The 20917-nt window shown below is 61.7% G+C and carries 20 protein-coding genes; 13 read left to right on the top strand and 7 right to left on the bottom strand.

The window, feature by feature from the left end:
* Positions 1-20 precede the first annotated feature (20 nt).
* Positions 21-794, bottom strand: a complete 774-nt coding sequence (locus R3F07_07885) for a DUF3450 family protein (GenBank protein ID MEZ5276283.1) — start codon at positions 792-794, stop codon at positions 21-23.
* 554 nt (positions 795-1348) lie between these two features.
* On the opposite strand from R3F07_07885, the gene R3F07_07880 reads away from it, so the two are divergent.
* Genes R3F07_07880 through R3F07_07870 form a run of 3 tightly spaced genes read left to right on the top strand, consistent with a single transcriptional unit; the run spans position 1349 to position 3982 of the window.
* A complete protein-coding gene (locus R3F07_07880) occupies positions 1349-2110 on the top strand; it encodes an ABC transporter ATP-binding protein (GenBank protein ID MEZ5276282.1) in 762 nt (253 codons plus the stop codon).
* Positions 2107-2907, top strand: a complete 801-nt coding sequence (locus tag R3F07_07875) for an ABC transporter permease (GenBank protein ID MEZ5276281.1) — start codon at positions 2107-2109, stop codon at positions 2905-2907. The genes R3F07_07880 and R3F07_07875 overlap by 4 nt, the downstream gene beginning before the upstream one ends.
* Entirely contained in the window at positions 2894-3982 is a 1089-nt protein-coding gene (locus tag R3F07_07870) for an ABC transporter substrate-binding protein (GenBank protein MEZ5276280.1), read from the top strand. Before R3F07_07875 ends, R3F07_07870 begins: the two co-directional genes overlap by 14 nt.
* On the opposite strand, the gene R3F07_07865 is transcribed toward R3F07_07870, so the two are convergent.
* From R3F07_07865 to lipA, 4 genes are all read right to left on the bottom strand, one after another.
* Positions 3941-4402, bottom strand: coding sequence for a RidA family protein (locus R3F07_07865; protein MEZ5276279.1), 462 nt, complete (start codon positions 4400-4402; stop codon positions 3941-3943). The genes R3F07_07870 and R3F07_07865 overlap by 42 nt on opposite strands.
* Positions 4403-4471: 69 nt before the next feature.
* The gene (locus R3F07_07860) at positions 4472-5287 is read right to left on the bottom strand and encodes an AMP nucleosidase (GenBank protein MEZ5276278.1); all 816 of its coding nucleotides are present in this window, start codon (positions 5285-5287) and stop codon (positions 4472-4474) included.
* Positions 5236-6642, bottom strand: coding sequence for an alkaline phosphatase D family protein (locus R3F07_07855; GenBank protein MEZ5276277.1), 1407 nt, complete (start codon positions 6640-6642; stop codon positions 5236-5238). The genes R3F07_07860 and R3F07_07855 overlap by 52 nt, the downstream gene beginning before the upstream one ends.
* Before the next feature lie 14 nt (positions 6643-6656).
* Positions 6657-7547 carry a lipoyl synthase gene (gene lipA / locus R3F07_07850; protein MEZ5276276.1) on the bottom strand — a complete coding sequence of 297 codons (891 nt, stop codon included), beginning with the start codon at positions 7545-7547 and terminating at the stop codon, positions 6657-6659.
* A gap of 95 nt (positions 7548-7642) precedes the next feature.
* On the opposite strand from lipA, the gene lysS reads away from it, so the two are divergent.
* From lysS to R3F07_07800, 10 genes are all read left to right on the top strand, one after another.
* Entirely contained in the window at positions 7643-9106 is a 1464-nt protein-coding gene (gene lysS / locus R3F07_07845; protein ID MEZ5276275.1) for a lysine--tRNA ligase, read from the top strand.
* Between the two features lie 23 nt (positions 9107-9129).
* The gene (locus tag R3F07_07840) at positions 9130-10359 is read left to right on the top strand and encodes an FtsX-like permease family protein (GenBank protein MEZ5276274.1); all 1230 of its coding nucleotides are present in this window, start codon (positions 9130-9132) and stop codon (positions 10357-10359) included.
* Positions 10356-11054, top strand: a complete 699-nt coding sequence (locus R3F07_07835; protein MEZ5276273.1) for an ABC transporter ATP-binding protein — start codon at positions 10356-10358, stop codon at positions 11052-11054. The genes R3F07_07840 and R3F07_07835 overlap by 4 nt, the downstream gene beginning before the upstream one ends.
* Positions 11051-11983, top strand: a complete 933-nt coding sequence (locus R3F07_07830; protein ID MEZ5276272.1) for a Gfo/Idh/MocA family oxidoreductase — start codon at positions 11051-11053, stop codon at positions 11981-11983. The genes R3F07_07835 and R3F07_07830 overlap by 4 nt, the downstream gene beginning before the upstream one ends.
* 15 nt (positions 11984-11998) lie before the next feature.
* Entirely contained in the window at positions 11999-12994 is a 996-nt protein-coding gene (locus tag R3F07_07825; GenBank protein MEZ5276271.1) for an FAD:protein FMN transferase, read from the top strand.
* A gap of 455 nt (positions 12995-13449) precedes the next feature.
* Complete coding sequence (locus R3F07_07820) at positions 13450-14634, top strand: DUF3570 domain-containing protein (protein MEZ5276270.1); 1185 nt, start codon at positions 13450-13452, stop codon at positions 14632-14634.
* Positions 14635-14656: 22 nt separating this feature from the next.
* The gene (locus tag R3F07_07815; GenBank protein MEZ5276269.1) at positions 14657-15178 is read left to right on the top strand and encodes a TlpA disulfide reductase family protein; all 522 of its coding nucleotides are present in this window, start codon (positions 14657-14659) and stop codon (positions 15176-15178) included.
* Complete coding sequence (locus R3F07_07810; GenBank protein MEZ5276268.1) at positions 15175-15399, top strand: DUF4266 domain-containing protein; 225 nt, start codon at positions 15175-15177, stop codon at positions 15397-15399. The genes R3F07_07815 and R3F07_07810 overlap by 4 nt, the downstream gene beginning before the upstream one ends.
* A 29-nt stretch (positions 15400-15428) precedes the next feature.
* Complete coding sequence (locus R3F07_07805; GenBank protein MEZ5276267.1) at positions 15429-17438, top strand: immunoglobulin domain-containing protein; 2010 nt, start codon at positions 15429-15431, stop codon at positions 17436-17438.
* Between the two features lie 86 nt (positions 17439-17524).
* Positions 17525-18688, top strand: a complete 1164-nt coding sequence (locus R3F07_07800) for a lipid-A-disaccharide synthase (GenBank protein ID MEZ5276266.1) — start codon at positions 17525-17527, stop codon at positions 18686-18688.
* Here R3F07_07800 and hemA read toward each other — a convergent pair.
* The gene (gene hemA / locus R3F07_07795) at positions 18666-19745 is read right to left on the bottom strand and encodes a glutamyl-tRNA reductase (GenBank protein MEZ5276265.1); all 1080 of its coding nucleotides are present in this window, start codon (positions 19743-19745) and stop codon (positions 18666-18668) included. The two genes, R3F07_07800 and hemA, sit on opposite strands and share 23 nt — an antisense overlap.
* Positions 19742-20557, bottom strand: a complete 816-nt coding sequence (ccsA, locus tag R3F07_07790; GenBank protein MEZ5276264.1) for a cytochrome c biogenesis protein CcsA — start codon at positions 20555-20557, stop codon at positions 19742-19744. The genes hemA and ccsA overlap by 4 nt, the downstream gene beginning before the upstream one ends.
* Positions 20558-20917: the final 360 nt, after the last annotated feature.

The following is a 20917-nucleotide window of genomic DNA, read 5'->3' as shown; positions in this document are numbered from 1 at the left end:
GGGTCTCAAGTAGGCCGGCTTCAGTTGATTTCCACGGGCAGCGGCACGAACTCGGCCAGCTTTTCACCCTCATAGATCTTCACGGCATCCCGAATCTTCGGGGCGAGGTCGTTGCGGATCTCCTCGACCCATCCTTCAGCGGACGGCCTGACGATTCCGGCATACCTGGCGTTCTCATCGACGAAGAAACCTTGGCCGAGGCCGATATACATCGTCTTGACCTGGGCCATTTCGCCGCTTTCGAGGGCCTTGAGCTCGGTGACAATCGTAATCTGCCGGTCGAACTTTTCGACTTCCTGGAGGATGCCGACGATGTTCTGGACACGCTCGCCGAGCGCTGCGCGGGTGGAGCGGGCTCTCTCGGCGGAAGGCATGCGCTTGAGCAGCTGTTCGATACGCATGTTGAGCGCTTCCGGGAACCACTTTACCAGCTCGCGGATCTGGGCTTCCATATCAGGCATGGCGCCTTCGACCGCCCGCGAAGCTTCCTTCAGCTTCTCGTTTTCAGCGGAGAGATCCTCGCGCTTCTGGTCAGCGACCGTGGTATTCTCCTCAGCGGCGACGATCCGCGCGTCAAGAAGTTCCATCTCCTTGGAGAGGACCTCGAGCGTATCGGCCATCAGTTCTTTGTCGACGCGCCAATTGGTCGATTCCTCGGAGATCAGCTTGCGCAGTTCAACCCACTGGGAAAGGGCGCTCCGCGTCTCGCTGAGATTGGGACCCTCTGCACGTGAAAACGGCGAGGCGAGGAGCAGTGGGAGGACTGCCAACTTGATTAAGGTATGTTTTGTCATCGGTCGGTTATTTTCTTCAAGTGGAGGGATTCCGGAATTCGGTTGGAGAAAGTAGGGGTCGGGAATGGGGTTGGAGTGCGGAGGCGGGAAAAGTATCGGTCGGTTGGAATGGGCTCAATTGGTGTGACTGAACTGAAAGCAGTTGTTGACCTAGGGGAAAGGTTGGATTCTCGGGGGTGGATGGCCGTGGGACAAGCCTGAATTCACCGGATTCGAATCGGATTTCCGAAGCGATGGGACGAAACCGATATCATCCGGCGTATCGGGGGCGGTCATGCTCGCGGATTCGTTTGAGAAACCCGAACTGAATGACTGGCCGAAGGCGTGAGACTGACGGTTGCTTGGATTCAGAGCAAAAGAGGAGGGCGGGAATCCTGGCACACTGCAAGAACATTTAGCGGACCAAGTGAAGGCTCCCTTCGACGGGTTTTAAGGGGTCGTGCGAGACCGCAAATCAGGCTGGGCGGTGAGCCATAAAATCCGTTTCCGGTGAAGCTTTTCCTGTTTTCTCTCGATTTGCGGGTAGAACCGGGGATTCTTGGGTTTTTCCGCCGATGTCTGAGTCCCACGTTCAGTTTTTCGATCTTGGCAAGCGCTACGGAAGTGGCCCGGCCATTCTCGATGGAATCAGTCTATCGGTGGCCTCCGGCGAGTTCGTATCCCTGATCGGGCCAAGTGGCTGCGGCAAATCGACCCTTCTGAAACTGATCGCCGGACTCAGTCCGGTGACTGAAGGCCGTCTCCTGGTAAAGGGAAAGGCGCCGGCTCGGGCGCGGGAGAAGACTGCATTCATCTTTCAGGAGTCGACCCTGCTGCCGTGGCTGACGGTTATCCGCAACATTGAGACTCTGCTGCGCATCAAGAAAGTCGGGCGGAAGGAGGCGCGGCGGATCGCGGAGGAAATGATGGAACGGGTGAGATTGGGTCATGTCCGTGATCACCACCCCCGCCAGCTCTCGGGCGGCATGAAGATGCGGGTGTCGATTGCCCGTGCGCTCTCGGTCAATCCGGAGCTGCTTCTCCTGGATGAACCGTTCGGGGCGCTCGACGAGATGACGCGGGATCACCTGAACGAAGAATTGCTCGATCTGCGCAGCGAACACAACTGGACCGCCCTCTTCGTCACCCACTCGGTCAGGGAGGCTGTTTTCCTCTCAAGCCGGATCGTGGTCCTTTCCGCCAATCCCGGGCGTGTCCACCGGGTGATCGATGTGCCCCTGGCCTATCCGCGAACCGGAGAGACCCGCGACTCCGCCGAATACCAGACGCTCGTCACCGAGGTGACCCATGTACTGCGTTCCGTTGAATCCCGATGAATCGAACCGACCCATCCACTGTCCTGCGGACGCTCCTGCCGGTTGTCTCCGGTCTGCTCATCCTGGTTGTCTGGTATGCCGTCCGGATTCTCGGGAATATCGAGCCCTATGTCCTCCCGACACCGGGGGAGATCCTGCAGGCTGCCTGGGCTGAGCGGGTGCGTCTGCTCGGGGCGGCGGGCACCACCATGCAGGGCGCCTTGCTCGGCTTTCTCGGAGCTGCGATCATCGGGTTCGGAGTGGCGCTCATCCTCGCGTCTTCCAAGTCTGTCCGATTCGCGCTCTATCCGCATGTCCTCGTGGTCCAGATGTTTCCGGTCATCGTGCTGGCGCCGATTTTCGTCCTCTGGGTCGGTCCCGGACTGCCCAGTGTGGCGCGGATTGCCTTTCTCATCGGATTCTTTCCGGTGGTGGCGAATGCGACCCAGGGGTTGATTTCGACAGATGCCAATTTGGTCGATCTCTTCCGAATGGCCAATGCGGGTCGATTGCAGGAAATGTTTCTTCTGCGAGTCCCCTACGCGTTGCCGCACTATCTGACCGGTCTGCGGATCGCGGCCAGCCTTGCCATGATCGGTGCGATTGCGGGAGAGTTTTTCGCCGGCAATTCGGCAGGCGGGACCGGCGGACTGGGTTTCATGGTCATCATCTATTTCGCTCAATTGAAGACGGCGGCTCTCTTTGCCACGGGTTTCATGGCCTGTCTCTGCGGGTTTGTTTTTGTCTCGGCGGTGGTCGGACTCAACTGGCTGCTCCTGAGGAAGTGGCATGATTCCTTTGATCATGCGGACCGCTGAGCGCACCTTCTCTAGAACGGCTGGCGCGTCGGCAATCCGGATTGACCGCCCCGCGATCTCCCTGCTCCTCGGCTTGATCCTGATCCTCTCGGGATGTCGACCGGACCGGGCCGGACTGGACGGGATCAAGACGGACGGTCTGATACCGGTTGTTCTGCAGACCGACTGGTTTCCCCAGGCCGAGCACGGTGGGTTCTACCAGGCCCTTGTGCGCGGGTATTATATAGAGGAGGGGCTGGCAGTTGAAATCCTTCCGGGCGGGCCCGGGGCCATGATCAAGCACAAGGTTTCGCAGGGAATGGCTCAATTCGGCATGAACCGCAGTGACGACATCATCGTGGCGGTCGACCGGGGCCTTCCCCTGGTCATGGCGTTTGCGGTGATGCAGCGGGATCCGCAGATTCTCATGATGCACCCCGGGCACGCGGCTGAGGATTTCCGAGACCTTGACGGGCGGACCCTGGTTGCATCGCCGGGGTTGAATTGGATCGCCTTTCTGGAACGACGTTTCCAGATCCGCCTCAATGTGCAGCCGCATACCTACGGACTGACCCATTTTCTCAATGATCCGACCCTGATCCAGCAGGGCTTTGTCACCAATGAGCCCTACTATCTACGGCAGCATGGACTTGACCCGGAGATCCTGATGCTTGCGGATTCCGGGTTTGAGCCCTACCATGTGATTTTCACCAATCGTGTCTTCGCCTCCGAGCATCCGGACACCGTCGCGGCCTTTGCCCGCGCCTCCATCCGGGGCTGGAGGGATTATCTTGAGGGTGATCCGACCGAGGCCTTTGCCATGATCACGGCACTCAATCCGCGGATGACGTCGGATTTCCTCAGTTTCTCACGCCATACCCTGATTGCCCGCCACCTCGTCACGGGAGATTCCTCCGGTGAAGACGGAATCGGTCGGCTGGACCCCGCACGGATTCAACGGGAGATCGATCAGCTTCGGGAACTGGGCATGGTGGGCGAGGGACTGCGCATCGATTCCGTGATGCTGACGACGGACCCGGCCGGTCTGACGGGGTCAGGTCCGGACCTCGACCACGACCTGGATCTCGACCGTTGAGTCCTTCGGAAGGCCGGCCACGGCGACAGCGGCCCGGGCATGTCTGCCGTTCTCACCGAATACCGCGACAAAAAGATCGGATGCCCCATTGATGACCGCCGGGCTGTCCGCGAAACCGCTGACGGCGTTGACGAATCCGGTCACATAGACGAGGCGCACCACCTGGTCGAGGCTGCCGACGGCGGCCTTGATATTGGCCAGCGCATTCAGGGCACAGACCCGGGCGGCTGCGTAACCGGAATCGACCGTCTGGGTGTCCCCAACCTGGCCGGTATGGGAGAGTCCTCCCCCGGAGGCGCAGAGTACGCCTGAAAGGTGGAGAAGGTTGCCCACCCGGACGGCAGGCAGGTAGTTGCCGGCCGCAGCCGGGACTTGGGGAAGGCTCAAACCCAGTTTTCCAAGATTTTCTTCTGCGTTCATGGGGTGCATTCTCGAACCTCCGGTCAGGCCTGCAACGGAAAACGCGAGGCGGAGCGGGAGAGAGCGAAGTCAGAAATGGAGATGGCGCACGGTCTGTCGCTTTTCGATCAGCTGGCGGAGGGCTTCTATCCCGATTCGGAGGTGTTCGGAAACGTAGGTTTCGTTGACCTTCCGGTCGCTGGCCGCCGTCTTGATGCCTTCAGGGACCATCGGCTGATCGGAAACAAGGAGGAGGGCGCCGGTCGGGATATGGTTGAAGAACCCTACGGTGAAGATGGTGGCGGTTTCCATGTCGATGCACATCGGACGGATCCGGTGCAGGTAGTTCTTGAATTCGGAGTCGTGTTCCCAGACCCGGCGGTTGGTCGAGTAGACGGTGCCGGTCCAGTAATCCCTCTGGTGTTCGCGAATGGTGGTGGAGATGGCCTTCTGGAGGGCAAATGCGGGCAAGGCGGGCACCTCCGGGGGAAAGTAGTCGTTGGAGGTGCCCTCGCCCCGGATCGCGGCGATGGGCAGGATGAGTTCGCCCAGACCGATCTCGTCCTTGGTCGAGCCGCATTTGCCGAGGAAGAGGCAGGCGGCCGGCCTGATGGCCGACAGCAGGTCCATGATGGTCGCGGCATTGGCGCTGCCCATGCTGAAATTGATGATGGAGATGCCATCGGCAGTGGCGTTGGGCATGGGGCTGTCAGAACCCTCGACCGGCACCCGGTGCCAGTTGGAAAAGAGCTTCACATACTGGTGGAAATTCGTGAGGAGGATATAGCGCCCCATCCGTTCGGCCGGAACTCCGGTGTAGCGGGGAAGCCAATTCTGGACGATGGCGTCCTTGGTTACGGATTCGCCGAAAACGTCAGGTCCGTTGCGGTCAGGGTGTGGGTCCATCGAAGCAGGTTGGTCTTGTCGAAACAACGAATGGTGAGACGGCGTTGATCGCGCGGGCCGCTCACGTCAAGGCGGCAAAAGTTCTGATCGGGAACGACGGTTCCTTCAACCCGATTGGGATCATTCACGGTATGCGCGAGGTGGGTCTGGCTGATCCCGGAGGTCAGCGGCGAGGTGGTCAGATCGTAGAGGGGGTAAAGACCGGGCAGGAGATGTTTCTGCAGAATGGTGGTGTGGATGTCCCCGGTCAGGAAGAGGACTCCGGTGATTTTTTCGTCTCGGATGAAATCAAGAATCTCCCGGCGTTCCCGGCGGAATTCATTGGCCGATTCCCCGCCGCTCGAGTTGGTTTCAAGGAATTGATTGCCGGTCGCGACAATCTTGAAGGTGATCTGGGGCGATTGCTGAAACTGCAGGAGGCTTTGCTTGAGCCAGTCGAGTTGTTGTGCTCCGTACTGGGTCTTCTGCGGATTCAGATCCTGTTCGAGACGGCTGTCGTCACGGTGGGTCCGGTTGTCGAGCAGGATGAAGCCCACGTCGCCGTAGTCGAACTTGTGATAAATGCCGGGATCCCCCGGTTGGCCGGCGGTGGGGTTGCCCCAGTAGGCGTCGAAGACCGCCCGGGATGTCGCCTTGTGCTGATAGCTGCGGTTGGAGTTGTCCGGGCCGTAATCGTGATCGTCCCAGATGGCCCGGTGGCTCATGGCACGGAGGAGAGGCTGGAGGTCATCGATCCGGCGGTCATGCTGGTAGCGGTACCAGATGCCGCTTTCCGAACTCAAGTCGACCTCGCGGAGATAGACATTGTCGCCGAGCCAGATCATGAAGTCGGCTCCGGTCTGCGCCATGTGGAGAAAGATGCCGGTGCCCTTCCCGTAGGGTGTCCCGGGGCGGTCATAGACGGGTTCATTGACGTAGGCGCAGGATCCGGCGAGGAAGGAAAAGTCGGGGGCGTCCGTTCGCCACTCCCAGAGAGTCCGGGTGCGGAACTGAAGGATCCCGGGAGCAGGCGTGACATCCTCACCGTCGATCGCGATTGTGTAGCGGTAGGTTGTCCCGGGCTCGAGCAGACCGGGTCGAAACTTGAGGATCGATCCTCCGGCCGGGTGTGGCGGAGGAGCAGGCATCTCGAGCAGCGTCTTTTTGTCCGGTCGCTCCTCGGGCCAGCAGGCGAGGGAGACGGTCTCGGCGTCTTCGACCTCGAGCCAGATCAGGGCTTCGCGGTGTTCCACATAGCCAAGCATCGGGCCGGAGATGAGATGACCGGCCTGTCCGGGGGCCGTCCCCAGGATCCCGAGGAGAATGACCAAACCCGGCAGAGGTGAAATGCGGGGCGAAATGGTTCGTGAAGCCATTGGGGACGCCCGAATCAGGCAGTGGCCGGTTCGGGCCGGCGGTCGATCCCCACGAAGCGCTCCGACTGCTCGTCGGCATGATAGGAGGAGCGAACAAGAGGTCCGGACTCCACGACCTGGAATCCGGTCTTCAGACCGAATTCCTTCCATTCCGCGAATTCCTCAGGGGTGACCCATCGGTCGATGGGAAGGTGCCCGGCGGTCGGCTGCAGGTATTGCCCGATGGTCAGGATGACCACGCCATCATCGACGAGATCCTGCATGGTTCGGGCGACTTCGTCCTTTGTCTCGCCAACCCCGAGCATGATTCCGGATTTGGTCGCAAACCCCCGGGAGGCGGCATGGCGGAGGATGAGTCGCGATCGATCGTAGCGGGCCTGCACCCGGACCGTCTTCTGGAGCCGTTCCACCGTCTCAACGTTGTGATTGAGGATGTCCGGTCGGGCATCGAGAATGGTGTCGAGGTCGGCCGTCCGGCCCTGCATGTCGGGAATGAGAACCTCGATGCCGCAATGGGGACTGAGATAGCGGATGGCTCGGATCGTCCGGGCCCAGATGGAAGCGCCTCCGTCCTTGAGCTCGTCGCGTGCGACCGAGGTGATCACGCAGTGGCGGAGGTTCATCCGGGCAACCGCTTCGGCCACCCGGGCGGGTTCACCGAAATCGACCTCGCCGGGCCGGCCTGTCTCGATCGCGCAGAAGCGGCAGGAACGGGTGCAGATATTGCCGAGTATCATGACGGTGGCCGTGCCGCGCGACCAGCATTCCCCCATGTTCGGGCATTGGGCGCTCTGGCAGACGGTATGCAACTGGTTGTCGTCGACGAGGCCTCGCACCTTGGCATATTCGGGTCCGGAGGGAAGTTTGGCTCGGAGCCAGGCGGGTTTTCGCTTGTCCATCTGCATGAAGAGTCGCAGGAGAACGCGGAAATTCAAGTCGCAACCACCGCCACTTCGTCCTTCCCACTCCGGCTCACTGCGTCTAGCGTTGCCGGTTTTCCATGACAGAGAGTCTTTCAGATATTTCCCACGACCAGTATGCCGTCCGTCTGCGCAAGCTGCAGGATCTGCGCGCAGCCGGGACGGATCCCTACCGGACATCGTTTGAGCCGTCCCACTTTGCGGCGGCGGCAGTGGCTGCGTTCCGCGAGGGGGCGGAGACCCAGGCCAGCGTCCGGTGTGCCGGACGGCTCATGATCATGCGCGACATGGGCAAGAGCAGCTTTGCCAAGATCATGGACCAGACCGGACTGATCCAGCTCTATGTCCGCAAGGACGTCGTCGGAGAAGAGGCCTATGCCGCCTTCAAGCGGCTGGACATCGGCGATATCGTCGGGGCCGAGGGGGAGCTCTTCACCACCAAGACAGGGGAGGTCACCATCCGGGTCAACCGCTATGCGCTGGTCAGCAAATCCCTGCGGCCCCTCCCGGAGAAGTGGCACGGGCTGAGTGACCAGGAACAGATCTACCGCCAGCGGTATCTCGACCTGATCGTGAATGAAGACTCGCGGAGACGGTTTCTGCAACGCAGTCGCATCGTATCCGGGATCCGTCGGTTTCTCGAGGAGCGCGAGTTTCTCGAGGTCGAGACCCCGGTCCTTCAGAACGTGGCCGGAGGAGCCGCCGCCCGCCCGTTCACCACCACTTTCAATGCACTGGATTGCGACTTCGTCCTGCGCATCTCGCTCGAACTCTATCTGAAGCGGATGCTGGTGGCGGGCTTTGACCGGGTTTTTGAAATCGGCCGCAATTTCCGGAACGAAGGCCTGTCGCGCCGGCACAATCCGGAGTTCACCATGCTGGAGGTTTATCAGGCCTACAGTGACCACCGGGGGATGATGGACCTGGTCCGCGACCTCGTCCGGACCCTGGCCCGTGATGTCCTCGGCACCCTCGATCTTGCCCGGCCGGACGGCACGGTCATTCATCTGGGCGGTGACTGGCGGGAGGTGACCTATCGCGAACTGGTCTGCGAGGCCACCGGTGCGACGGATTGGTTTGATCTCCCGAAGGAGGAAAAGACCCGTCGGGTCGAGGCAATGGGACTGAAGGTCGACCCGGCCTGGGAGGACTTTGAGGTGAGCAACGAGGTCTTCAGCAAGCGGATTGAACCCGGACTCATCCAGCCGACCTTCGTCACCCAATTGCCGAAGGAACTCTGTCCGCTGGCCAAGCTCAATCTTGAGAATCCCGGCATGCTGGATGTCTTCGAGCTCTGCATCGGAGGGATGGAGATTGCCCCGGCCTATTCGGAACAGAACGACCCCTTCATCCAGCGCGAGATGTTCGAGGTCCAGGCCGGCGAGGATATCCAGAATGTGGATCAGGATTTTCTGACCGCCCTTGAATACGGGATGCCCCCGGCCGGCGGGATGGGCATCGGCATCGACCGGCTGGTCATGCTCCTGACCGGTGCGGAGTCGATCCGCGATGTCATCCTCTTTCCGCAGATGCGGCCCGAGTGAATCCCTCCTGAAGAAACGGCACCGTGCCCTGGTACCTCTACATCGCGCTCAAGCAACTCTTCCCCTCGGGCCGGAGGTTTCCCTTCTTCACTTTTGTCTCGGTCACGGGAGTCGTTCTCGGGGTGGCCCTGCTCGTCATCGTCCTCAGTGTCATGAACGGATTCGGGCGGGAGATCCGGACCAAGATCGTCGAGACCCAGGGCGATGTGCTCGTGCAGTCGGGACAAATTGAATACCGGCCGGAAAGGCTGATGGCCGAAGTGGAGGCCTTTCCCGAGGTCGTCGCGGTCGCTCCCTTTGCTTCGGGACCGATCATGGTTGAGTTTCAGAATCAGCCGCGGTTCCCCATTTTCCAGGGGATCGATCCGGAACGGGAACCGCGGGTGGTGCCGCTTTCCAAGTTCCTGCGCAGCGGCAGCCTCGACGATCTGGATGACGATTCCGTTCTGCTCAGTTCCGAACTGGCCATGGGACTGCGGGTCGGGGTCGGGGCGGAGGTCGAGCTCTATTCCCCGCTTCTGATGGAGCGGCTGAAACGCGACGAGATCCTGCTCCCTCGGGCGGTCCGGGTGGTCGGAATCTACGAGACGGGGTGGAATCAGATCGACGGCAACACTATCATCGGGTCGCTCCACCTCATGCAGGATCTTTACGGTCTCGACGAGGGCATTCACGGGCTCAAGGTCAAACTGGCCGAAGGGATCGACGTGGATGAGGCGGTTCCGGCGATCAACAAGCGACTCGACTGGGGCTACCGGGCGGTCTCCTGGATCGACACCAACCGCGATTTCCTCTTCGTCATCCAACTGGAAAAGAACATCCTGTTCTTTCTCCTGCTTTTCGTCGTGCTCGTATCGGCATTCGCCATCACCAGTTCGCTTCTCATCACCGTGGTGCGGAAGACCCGGGAGATCGGACTCTACGGAGCCCTTGGCGGCCGGCGCTGGCAGGTGGCGGCCTGTTTCTGCCTGCAGGGACTGGTCATCGGACTGGCCGGGACCCTGATCGGCTTCGGGGTGGGCTTTCTCGCCCTCCATTTCCGCAACGACGTCATTCACGGTTTCGCGCGGCTGACGCAGAGCGAAGCCGCCCTGCAGCGCTTCTATCAGTTTTCCAACCTGCCAGCATATTCGGATCGTAGTGACATGGTCATCATTGCGATCGCCTCGATTGTCATCTCCACCCTGGCCGGGATCATCCCGGCCTGGCGGGCCGCGCGTTTGCGGCCGGCCGAAGCCCTCCGCGCCGAATGATGAGCGACGACTGCATTCTGAGTTGCACGGGTTTGAAGAAAGCCTTCCCCAGCGGCGAGCGGACGATCGAGGTGCTCGACGGGGTCGATTTCATGCTTGCCCGGGGGGAGAGCGTGAGCATCCGCGGTGAGTCGGGCAGCGGGAAGACGACCCTGCTCAACCTTCTCGCAGGCCTCGAAGCGCCCGATGCCGGAACTCTTTTCTGGGACGGTCGACCGGCTCTCGCACTCGGGGCCAATGCCATGGCCCGGATCCGGGGGGCATTCATCGGGCTGGTCTTCCAGGCGTTTTATCTGATCCCGGAGCTCAACGCCCTGGAGAACGTCCTGATCAGCCGGCGATTGATCGGCCGGCTTGATGCCGGCGCCCGCGACCGGGCCCGGCTCCTTCTGGACCGGGTGGGATTGACACCGCGCCTGACCCACCTGCCGGCCCATCTCTCGGGCGGGGAGCGGCAGCGGGTCGCCCTGGCCCGCGCCCTGCTCAATCAGCCCAAGGTGATCTTCGCCGACGAGCCGACCGGGAATCTCGACGAGGCGACCGGCAACCGGGTGATCGATGTGCTGCTGCGGCTCTGCCGCGAGGAAGGGGTCAGCCTGGTTCTGGTGACCCATAACCGTGAGCATGCCGCCCTGACCGATCGCCGGCTGACGCTCCACGCGGGACGGCTTCAGAAGACGGAGGATTCTCCATGAGTTCGGATTATCGATTGAAGTGCGGGGTTGCCGGAGTCGGCTACCTGGGACGGCACCATGCCCGGATCTATCATGCCCTTGAGCAGGTCGAACTGGTCGGGGTTTTTGAACCGGACGACGGGCGGGCAAACGAGGTTTGCCGGGAGTATGGTTGCCGGCGGTTCGATTCATTGGAAGCGCTCGGGCAGGCCTGCGAGGCGATCAGCGTGGTCGTTCCGACCGATCGCCACTGCGAGGTGGCGCTTCCGCTCCTGGCGGCCTCCTGCCATCTGCTGATCGAAAAACCGCTCTGCTCCTCGGCCGCCGAGGCCGAGGCGATCGTCCAGGCGGCCCGCGAGGCGGGCGTGCTTGTCCAGGTGGGACACATCGAGCACTTCAATCCGGTCATGAGTTACCTCGAAAAGGAGGTCGACCGTCCCCGCTTCATCACGACGGAGCGGCTGGCGCCGTTTCAGCCGCGTGGAACCGAGGTCGGAGTTGTCCTGGATTTGATGATACACGACATCGGGATCGTCCTGCAGCTGGTGCGGTCGCCGGTGGTCCGCGTCGAGAGCGTCGGTGTCTCGGTCCTGTCGCCGACCGAGGATATCGCCAATGCGCGGATCACCTTTGAGAATGGCTGTGTGGCCAATCTGAACGCCAGCCGGGTCAGCCAGAAGAAGCTGCGGGAGATACGGGTTTTCCAGGATTCGGCCTACCTCTCACTGGACTTCATGAACCAGGCCGGTCACCTCGTGAAGAAGAGCGGTCAGATCCTGAACCAGGAGGAGATTCCGATCGAGAAGGGTGAACCGCTCCTGCTCGAGCTGGCTTCTTTCACCGAGAGCGTCCTCGAGGCGCGCGAACCCAAGGTCGGGGCCACCCTCGGACGCAACGCGCTCGAGCTTGCGCTCGCCATCACCGGCCAGATTCGTTCGGCGCGCCGCTGACCCGGCCGGATTCCCATGACGAACAGGGGGCAGACCAACACGGACCGACCGCTCCGGATGGCGACAACGCCGAGGGCGGGGGTCACCCGGATCGATTTCAAGGCGATGGGGACGAACTGCATGATCCAGTTCGTGGCCGGATCGGAGGCACAGGCGCGGTCGTTCGGTCAGGCGGTCGTCGATTGGGTGGGGCGGTTCGAGGCCCGTTATTCCCGGTTTCGCGAAGACAGCCTGATCAGCCGGATCAATGCGGCTGCCGGGCGGGGATGGGTCACGATTGATGAGGAAACGGCGGCCCTGCTCCAGCTTTGCGATCAGCTCTATTTGACCACCGGGGGTGTTTTCGATCCGACCGCGTTGCCGATCATCCGCCTCTGGTACCGGAGCCTGGGTCAGCCCGAGCCCGAGATCCCTTCCGATGAGGCGGTGGCGGCCGCGATGTCCCGCGTCGGGTGGCTGCGGGTGCAGCGGGAAGCCGACCGGATCTTTCTTCCGGAACCGGGAATGGCCATCGACTTCGGCGGTTTCGGCAAGGAGTATGCGGTCGATCAGGTGGCCGGCATCGCCGAGGCCCACGGACTGTCGGATGTACTGGTCGATTTCGGACACGATGTCCGGGTGGCGGGTGCGCCGCCCGGATTGCCCTGCTGGCATATCGGCCTGGAAGATCCTTTCAGGCCGGGTCAGTGCTGGAGCAGCCTTGGCATCACCGGTCGCGGCATTGCGACGAGCGGCGACTACATTCGCGTGTTTGTCCGTGACGGAAAGCGTTACGGCCACATCATCGACCCCCGAACCGGCTACCCGGTCTCAAACGGCGTCCGCAGTGTCACCGTGGTCTCGGACAGTTGCCTGCAGAGCGGCATCCTCTCAACGACCGCGTTCATCCTGGGACCGGTTGAGGGCAAGGCCCATATCGAATCGACGCTGGGGGCTGACGGTTGCCTGATCTCGGAGAAGGAAACGGACGAGACCCGCGGGTTTTTCCAATACGTCGTCCCGACGGGTTGAGTATCCAATAAATGGATACTAATTGAACGCGACGACGGGGTCGGCCCGTTTCCGGAGCGAAACATCCCCGGTCGGTTGAAGGACCCGGAATGCCGCGCGATCAGCGGGTCGGCGGGAAACCTCCGGACATCAGCGGGTTCATGGTCCCTGACTGATTTGTTACCAAGATGCATTTGAGGGCCGGGGATATCGGTCGTTACTACCGTTCATGTCACCAGATCCGGCCGTTGAGGGAGCATACGGTGTGGACCAGATGGACCGGAGCAAAGCCCGATGAAGACACTCACCCACCAGCCATCCGCAACCATACGGATGCCGATCGTCCGTAATCCCCGGTCCGCCTCCCCTAAGGGGGCCGTGGTCGCGGGAGGAGCCCTGGATCGAATAAGGTGTCTGCCTCAGTTCATCCGGCAGGGCTTCGTGTTATCCTCCGAAAGAGCTCGGATTTCCTCCCCATGCGCCTGAAGAACCTTACAGTCTCCGTCGGCAGATTCCGGCAGCACCCGGGAAGGGTGGTATCGCTTGCCCTGCTGCTCAGCCTTCTCCAACCCCGGGTCGTTCGGAGTGAAGATTCGGTCAGCTACAAGTTCCAGAACTATCAGGAAGATGCCGATCGAATCCTGATCCGGTCCCATTACCTGATGGGCGACAAGACGATCGGTGACGCTTTCCGGCTCAAGGTCGAGGGACTGATCGATTCCATTTCCGGTGCGAGCCCGACCGGTCAGCCGGCCCCTGAGGGGAGCGACCAGGTGCCGCTCTCCGAGCTGGAGGATGAGCGGAAGGCGATCATCATCGATGCCTCGAATCAGTTCGGGCCGCAGAACGTCACTCTCCAGTATGCCTACAGCACGGAGAGTGATTACGATTCAAACGGGGTGAGTGTTTCCCTGGCAAGGGACCTCAACCAGAAGAACACGACCCTGCAGTTCGGCTATGCCTACACCGACGATTCCATCCGGGCTCTCTATCTTGAGGACTGGCAGAAGAAGAAGACGCACGATTTCTTTGCCGGCGTCACCCAGCTGATCGACAAGAACACGGTCTTCACCTTCAACCTGAGCTACGGGGACATCAGCGGCTTCATCAACGATCCCTACAAGCTGGTCGAAAAGAACATTGAGCTTCTTCCGGGGTTGAGTCTTCCCCTGACCTTTCCCGAAAACCGCCCGACCCACCGGACCAAGTTCATCTCCTATTTCGGTCTGACCCGTCACCTCGAGAATCTCAATGCCTCGATCGACGGTTCCTATCGCTACTTCCGCGACAATCACGGGATCGGCAGCCATACCTTCCAGGTCGAATGGTTCCAGAAATTCGGCGGTTCGTTCATCCTGCGGCCGATCCTGCGCTGGTATCGTCAGTCGGCTGCGGATTTCTATTACGTGACACTCGATGGCACGGACATCGATCCGCAGGAGATCCCCTCGGGCCTCGCCCCCCACTATTCCGCCGACTACCGGATCTCGGAATTCGATGCCTGGACCTACGGACTCAAGGCGGTCTTCGAGGTCAATGACTGGCTTCGTCTCGACGGAGCGGTCGAACGTTACGAAATGAGCGGACGGGATGGTGTGACCTCCGCTTCCGCCTATCCCAAAGCCACCGTCATCACGGTCGGGGCGTCAGCGCACTTCTAGATCTGGACACGGGACTTTACCAATGATGAATCACAAAAGACTGCGGATCCTCATCCCACTTCTGGTCGGGCTTCTCTCTCCACTCGGTGGCCGAGCGGCCGCCTGGTCGGAAGGGGACCCACTTCCCGACCTGTCCGCCTACGCGCTGACCGGTGACCTGCCGGATCTGGCGGGAAAGGTGGTCCTGGTTGATTTCTGGGCTTCGTGGTGCGCCCCGTGCAAGGCGTCCTTCCCCGCCCTCAGCGAGCTTCAGGTGACCTATGCGGATCGCGGGCTGGTCGTGCTCGCGGTCAATGTGGACACCGATCTCAAGGCCTATGAGCGCTTTGTCGAGCGGATGAAGCCGGAGTTCTCCATTGTGCGGGATTCGGCGCAGAAGCTGGTGGCAGAGGCCGGAGTGGCCACGATGCCGTCGTCATTCCTGGTCGGGCGCGATGGAATCATCCGGGAGGTGCATGCCGGCTACCATGGGGACCAAACCCACGACGAATACGTGGCCGGAATCGAGAAGCTGCTTTCCCAGAAACCGGAGGCTTCGGAATGAAGGCGAAATCCATCTTTGCCATCCTGGCCGCCCTGCTCGGGCTGTCGTTGTTTTCCGGATGCACGACCGTCCACCCCTGGGAGCGCGGCGCTCTGGCGGACTACACGATGCGGCCCGACCGCGACCCTCTTCATGTCAATATGAATGAACACATGTACTTCTCCCGCGAGGCTTCTTCCGGAGGCCGGGGCGTGGGCGGCGGCGGCTGCGGCTGCAACTGACAGAGCCGAACCTGATCGAGCAATCCATCATGAATACACTGACCACAAATCTGTTCTGCCGAATCCGGTCGCCGCGCCTGCAGGCTGCGTCGACGATTCTTCTCCTGCTTCTGCAGCGGACACCGGTGCTGAAGTTTCTTGTCGAAGCCGAGACGGGTGCCGCCTTGGGGGTGCCGCAGATTCTGCGCTCTGCGGTCGTGGTGGCCGCGACCCTGGGCGCGGTCGATACGGTCACCGGGGCGACTACCTTTGTCAGCAATCCTTCAAGCCCGGTCAACGCGACGGTCAATGAACCGTTCGGCCTGGTCTTTTCCATCACCGGTTCGGCCAGTTCGGGTGGGGGAGCCCATTCCTGGACGATTTACGGGCCGTTGCCTCCCGGTCTTTCCATCCCCGGGGCGGTTGCAGGATCGGGCGACACGTTCAAGCTGAACACCGGAACGGGATCCATCACGGGCACGCCGACCCAGACGGGCACCTGGGATGTCACCTTCAAGGCCTGGGAAAAGTCGAACCAGTCCGGAGAGTCCTGGAATGTCAGCAAGCTCGGCCCCCTGCCGGTGGTCCGGATCAGCGTGACGGGCAGTGGCGCACTCGTATTCACAACACAGCCCATCTCGAAATCGGTCGCGGTGGGCGGCACCTTCAACGTCGGGGTGACGACATCCGGAACGCCGGCACCAACCCTGCAGTGGCTCAAGAACGGGACGCCGATCCAGGGCGCCACCAGCGAGATCTATTCAATCGGGTCGGTTTCACTTTCTGATGCCGGGAGCTACACCGTGGTGGCGACGAACACGAGTGGATCCATCACCAGTGACGCGGCGGTCCTCACGGTGACTGCTCCGGCCGCGATCACCTCGCAGCCGTCCTCACAGCAAGTGGCGGTCGGTGGCTCAGCCTCATTTTCGGTGACTGCGACCGGCACGCCCGCTCCGACCTACCCAGGGCGCAAGAACGGGGTTTCGATTTCGGGCAGGACCCAATCGACCCTGACGATTGGTCCGGTGACGGCCAACGATGTCGGCACCTACACGGTCCGGGTGCAGAACTCCACGGCGACTGTGACGAGCAGTGCGGCCGAGCTGACGTTGCTGGTCACCTCCACAGCGCCGGCCATCACGACCCAGCCGGCCGCGCAGCAGGTGGCTGAAGGGGGAAGTGCGAGTTTCTCGGTTGTGGCGACGGGGGATCCGGCGCCGACCTACCAGTGGAAGAAAAACGGCCAGACGATTTCCGGAGCGACGGACGCCACCTACACCATCGCGCAGGTAACGGCGGGCGATGCCGGTTCCTACACGGTTGTGGTGACGAATGACGCGGGATCGGTGACCAGCAATGCGGCTGCATTGACAATCCAGGCCGCCACGGGCCCCGAGATCGTCCATCAGCCCGTCTCTCAGTCGGTGGCTCCGGGCGGCGGGGCGACCTTCCAGGTCGATTCTGGATCGGTGGCTGGGCTGACCTACCAATGGCAGAAGGATGGGGTTGATCTGCCCGCTGCGACTGATCCGATCCTCAACCTGAGCGGAGTCCAGGAGTCGGATGCCGGCGCCTATACGGTGATTGTCTCGGATGGCGTCTCTTCAACGGTGTCCGCAGCGGCGGTGCTTACCGTCGGGACCACGGGTTCCAACCGGATGAGCAATATCTCGACCCGAGCCTACGTTGGAACGGGCAGCAACAAGCTGACTCCCGGCTTCGTCGTCGAAGGCGACATGGCCAAGACCGTCCTGATCCGCGCTGTCGGGCCGACTCTCGGGACCTTCGGGGTTCAGGGTGTGCTCGAAGACCCCATGATCCGCCTCTTCTCCAGTGGCCAGGAATTGGTGGTGAACGACGATTGGGGCTCCGGCGACCAGACCGATGCGATTGCCGCGGCGGCGGAGATGGTGGGTGCTTTTGCAATCGACCCGGCCAGCAAGGATGCGGCTCTTCTGATCACCTTGAACCCCGGAGTTTACACGGTTCAGGTGGCCGGGGTTGGCGGATTGACCGGGGTTTGCCTGGTCGAAGTCTACGACGCATCGCCGAAGTGACCGAACGTCGATCGGGTCTGTTCGAAAACGGACTCGATTGCGTCGCTGAATCCGGTTTCACTGAGGACATGGGATCCACTGCTCCCGTGTCCGCTTCCTTTTTGCCGCCCGTCAATGGGCCGGTTGATCTGCTCATCATTGCCGGAGAGCATTCGGGTGATCAGCAGGCGGCCCGGATGCTTCGTGGCGCCCTGGAGCGGGAGCCGGATCTGAAAGCGGCGGCGCTGGGCGGGGCTGAGCTTCAGTCGGCTGGTGCCCAGTTGCTCTTTGATCTGACGGCATCGTCGGTCGTCGGGCTGGCCGAAGTGCTGCGCAATTACGGTTTCTTCAAGCGTATCTTCGCGGAGACGTTGCGGTGGATTGAGACCCACCGGCCCCGGGTGGTCTGCCTGGTCGATTATCCGGGCTTCAATCTCCGTCTGGCCAAGGCGCTCTTCGAGTCGGGTATCAGCCGAAAGGGTGGGGGGAATGTCTCGGTCATCTACTATATCAGCCCTCAAATCTGGGCCTGGAAAGCCGGGCGTCGATTTACGATGGCACGCCATCTCGATGCCCTGGCGGTGATCTTTCCGTTCGAGGTGGATTGTTATGCCGATACGCGGCTCCCGGTGGATTTCGTCGGCCATCCCTTTCTCGCGGACGATTATTCGTCATGCCTTTTCCATGACCCTTCCGGGCCGATCCTGCTGCTTCCCGGCAGCCGTCGGGCTGCGGTATCGAGGATTGCCCCGGTCCTGCTCGACGCCTATGCGCGTTATCGAGCCGACGGGGGCGAAAGGGATGCGGTCGTGGTCACGCCCGGACCCGGAATCCGTGATCTTGTGCACGATTTGATCGGCCGGAGGCCGGGGCTGGACGACGCCATTCGCCTGGTGCCGAAGGAGACGGTGGTGGGCGGGGCCGCGGTCCTGACCAGTTCAGGCACCATGTCCCTGGCCTGCGCCCTGGCGGGTATTCCGGGGGCCATCGCCTACCGGGCCAACCTTGTCACTTACCTGATTGCGCGGCGGGTCATCCGGGTGCCCTTTCTCGGGATCGCCAATCTCATCCTCGAGTCTCCCGTTTATCCGGAATTCCTGCAGGGGGCGGCCCGGCCGGCGGCTCTGGCCGGCGAGATCCGGTCCGCGCTCGAGGACCCCCTGCGACGGGAGCGGACGCGGGAGGGCGCGGCGGAGCTGCGCCGGCGACTCCATAAACCGGATACGGGTGGAGCCGCCTCCTGGCTGGTCAGGCGCCTGGCGTCGGTTTGACTCCGTTGGACGACCCGACCTTGGGCTGAATGCGGGTCGCGATGGCCCCCCAGGCCCGCTCGGCGCGTTCGGCCAGGATCGGCCGGCAGCGGCCGACCTCGGCCCGCCTCTGGGAGAGATTCTCTTCGGCGATCGCGGCCAGGTCGTCGACGTTGTAGAGGTAGACGTTGTTGAGTTCCCCGCAGGCGGGCTCGATGTCGCGCGGAACGGCGAGGTCGATGAGGAAGAGCGGTCGATGGATTCGCTTTGCCATGGACCGGTCCACCTTGTCCCGGGTCAGGATGGCCATCGGGGCCGAGGTCGAAGAAATCACGATGTCGAAATCCGCCAGGCCCTTGTCGAGAACCTCGAGGGAGACGGCGCGTCCGCCAACCCGCCTGGCCAGGTCTTCGGCGGTTTCCAGCCGACGGCTGGTCACGGTCAGGTCGGCCGCCCCGCGGCTCTGGAGGGCTTTGGCGGTCTTCTCGCCGATCTCTCCGGTTCCGACCACGAGTATCCGGGTCTGGCCGAGACGGCCGAAGATCTTGATCGCGAGATCGACCGAAACGGTGGCGACATTGATCTGACCTTCGCCGATCGCGGTGTGGGTGCGGATCCACTTTGCCGCCTGGAAGCTCTTCTGAACGAGGCGGTTGAGGACGGGGCCGGCGGCACCTTTCCGTGTCGCGATGGAATAGGCATTCTTGACCTGACCGAGAATTTCGGTCTCGCCGATGATCTGGGAGTCGATTCCTGCGGCCACTTCGAAGAGGTGGATGGCGGCCTCCAGATCGCTGGAATTCATCCGCATGGTCTCGAAGGCTCCGGGTTCGATCCGGTTGAACTCGCAGATGTAGCGGCCAATGTTTCCGGTGGCCTCAACGTGGTCGATCCGGGCGTAAATCTCGAGCCGGTTGCAGGTGCTCAGGGCGAACGACTCGTGCACGCCCGGGATGGCGAGAAGGCCATCATAGAATCTTTCGAGTTCCTGGGGATCGATGGCGATTCGTTCCCGCTGGTCGACCGATGCGGTCCGATGACTGACCCCGACCAGGACTAACTGGCTCCGATTGCTCATCGCTCCGCTTTTTCTAGTACGGCGGCTGGATCCGAAGACTGGCCGCTGCGGCTGACTGGTCCGAGGGTGAGGAGAGCAAGGCCGAAGGCTACGATGCAGGCGCAGGCCAATTGACTCGAGCTGAGCAGCCGGAAGCGCCGGACGGCCAGAATGACGAGGTAGATGAGCCAGACGAGTGCGGTCACGGCTGACTTGATCACGGTGACGGACTCGGGTTCGCGCATCCGGAAAACCTCGCCGATCCCGAGCGAGAGGGTCAGCAGGCAGATCCCGAAGATCAACAGGCGGAAACTGATCTGGTCGAGCTCCACGATGGAGGGGAGCAGCCGGGAGAACACGCTGAAATGTTTCTGCTTCAGGCTCTGGTTCTGCAGGATGAACATGACCGAAGTCAGCGCGAGCAACCCGAAAGCGCCGTAGCTGAACATCCCGATCGTGGCGTGCAGTTCGATCCAGGGGTTGTCGCTGAAAAGGGAGGTTCTCTGGAGTGAATCCCATCCGGGCACGATGAGTGAAACGATTGCCAGGAGCGCGACCAACCCCGAGGTGAAGAAGCCGAGGAGGCTCAACCGGAAGGCCGGTCCGACGACGAGGAACAGGGCGGTGGCGGACCAGACGAGGAATTGGACGATCTCAAACTTGTTGCCCAGCGGGCAGCCGCCGTTGCTGATTCCCCGCTGATAGAGACCGATCGTCTGGAGCACGAAGCCGATCGCGAGAATGACCAGGAGCGCGACCCTCGAATGCCGCATCGACCGGGAGATCGATCGGACGGCCAGACCGAAAGCCACCGCATAGGTGGTTGCCGCCATCCAAAGCCACAAGCGATCTGGAAAATCCAGCCAGTCCATTCAGGGCAGATGGGAGTTGTTCAGGATCGTTGGATCGCGATTTGCCCCAGAATGCCAGATCGGGACGGGGCACATAGGATGAATAACCGGCGGAGCTGCTGGCAGAGTTGACTCGTCCCTGTCTGCCGGGACGTCATCAGAACGGGCCAGACCCACTCTGAGTGATGTCCGAATCCGCGAGGAGCCTACTTGCCGGTTTTGGAAGAAGTGCCGGCTTCGGCCTTCTTGCGCTTGTAATAAGCCTTGCGGCGCTTGCGTTTGGCGGTGACTCGGTGTGCTTGTCCCATGGTGGATTTCGAATGTTTGTCGGATTGACGAAAA

The sequence above is a fragment of the Opitutaceae bacterium genome (assembly GCA_041395105.1).
Taxonomy (GTDB): domain Bacteria; phylum Verrucomicrobiota; class Verrucomicrobiia; order Opitutales; family Opitutaceae; genus B12-G4.
This window is presented reverse-complemented; position numbering and strand designations above follow the sequence as displayed.

What these genes read in the sequence shown, in the direction of transcription:
- R3F07_07885 (MEZ5276283.1), bottom strand. Translation starts at nt 794, where the DNA reads ATGACAAAACATACCTTAATCAAGTTGGCAGTCCTCCCACTGCTCCTC.
- R3F07_07880 (MEZ5276282.1), top strand. Translation starts at nt 1,349, where the DNA reads ATGTCTGAGTCCCACGTTCAGTTTTTCGATCTTGGCAAGCGCTACGGA.
- R3F07_07875 (MEZ5276281.1), top strand. Translation starts at nt 2,107, where the DNA reads ATGAATCGAACCGACCCATCCACTGTCCTGCGGACGCTCCTGCCGGTT.
- R3F07_07870 (MEZ5276280.1), top strand. Translation starts at nt 2,894, where the DNA reads ATGCGGACCGCTGAGCGCACCTTCTCTAGAACGGCTGGCGCGTCGGCA.
- R3F07_07865 (MEZ5276279.1), bottom strand. Translation starts at nt 4,402, where the DNA reads ATGAACGCAGAAGAAAATCTTGGAAAACTGGGTTTGAGCCTTCCCCAA.
- R3F07_07860 (MEZ5276278.1), bottom strand. Translation starts at nt 5,287, where the DNA reads ATGGACCCACACCCTGACCGCAACGGACCTGACGTTTTCGGCGAATCC.
- R3F07_07855 (MEZ5276277.1), bottom strand. Translation starts at nt 6,642, where the DNA reads ATGGCTTCACGAACCATTTCGCCCCGCATTTCACCTCTGCCGGGTTTG.
- lipA (MEZ5276276.1), bottom strand. Translation starts at nt 7,547, where the DNA reads ATGCAGATGGACAAGCGAAAACCCGCCTGGCTCCGAGCCAAACTTCCC.
- lysS (MEZ5276275.1), top strand. Translation starts at nt 7,643, where the DNA reads ATGACAGAGAGTCTTTCAGATATTTCCCACGACCAGTATGCCGTCCGT.
- R3F07_07835 (MEZ5276273.1), top strand. Translation starts at nt 10,356, where the DNA reads ATGATGAGCGACGACTGCATTCTGAGTTGCACGGGTTTGAAGAAAGCC.
- R3F07_07830 (MEZ5276272.1), top strand. Translation starts at nt 11,051, where the DNA reads ATGAGTTCGGATTATCGATTGAAGTGCGGGGTTGCCGGAGTCGGCTAC.
- R3F07_07825 (MEZ5276271.1), top strand. Translation starts at nt 11,999, where the DNA reads ATGACGAACAGGGGGCAGACCAACACGGACCGACCGCTCCGGATGGCG.
- R3F07_07820 (MEZ5276270.1), top strand. Translation starts at nt 13,450, where the DNA reads ATGCGCCTGAAGAACCTTACAGTCTCCGTCGGCAGATTCCGGCAGCAC.
- R3F07_07815 (MEZ5276269.1), top strand. Translation starts at nt 14,657, where the DNA reads ATGATGAATCACAAAAGACTGCGGATCCTCATCCCACTTCTGGTCGGG.
- R3F07_07810 (MEZ5276268.1), top strand. Translation starts at nt 15,175, where the DNA reads ATGAAGGCGAAATCCATCTTTGCCATCCTGGCCGCCCTGCTCGGGCTG.
- R3F07_07805 (MEZ5276267.1), top strand. Translation starts at nt 15,429, where the DNA reads ATGAATACACTGACCACAAATCTGTTCTGCCGAATCCGGTCGCCGCGC.
- hemA (MEZ5276265.1), bottom strand. Translation starts at nt 19,745, where the DNA reads ATGAGCAATCGGAGCCAGTTAGTCCTGGTCGGGGTCAGTCATCGGACC.
- ccsA (MEZ5276264.1), bottom strand. Translation starts at nt 20,557, where the DNA reads ATGGCGGCAACCACCTATGCGGTGGCTTTCGGTCTGGCCGTCCGATCG.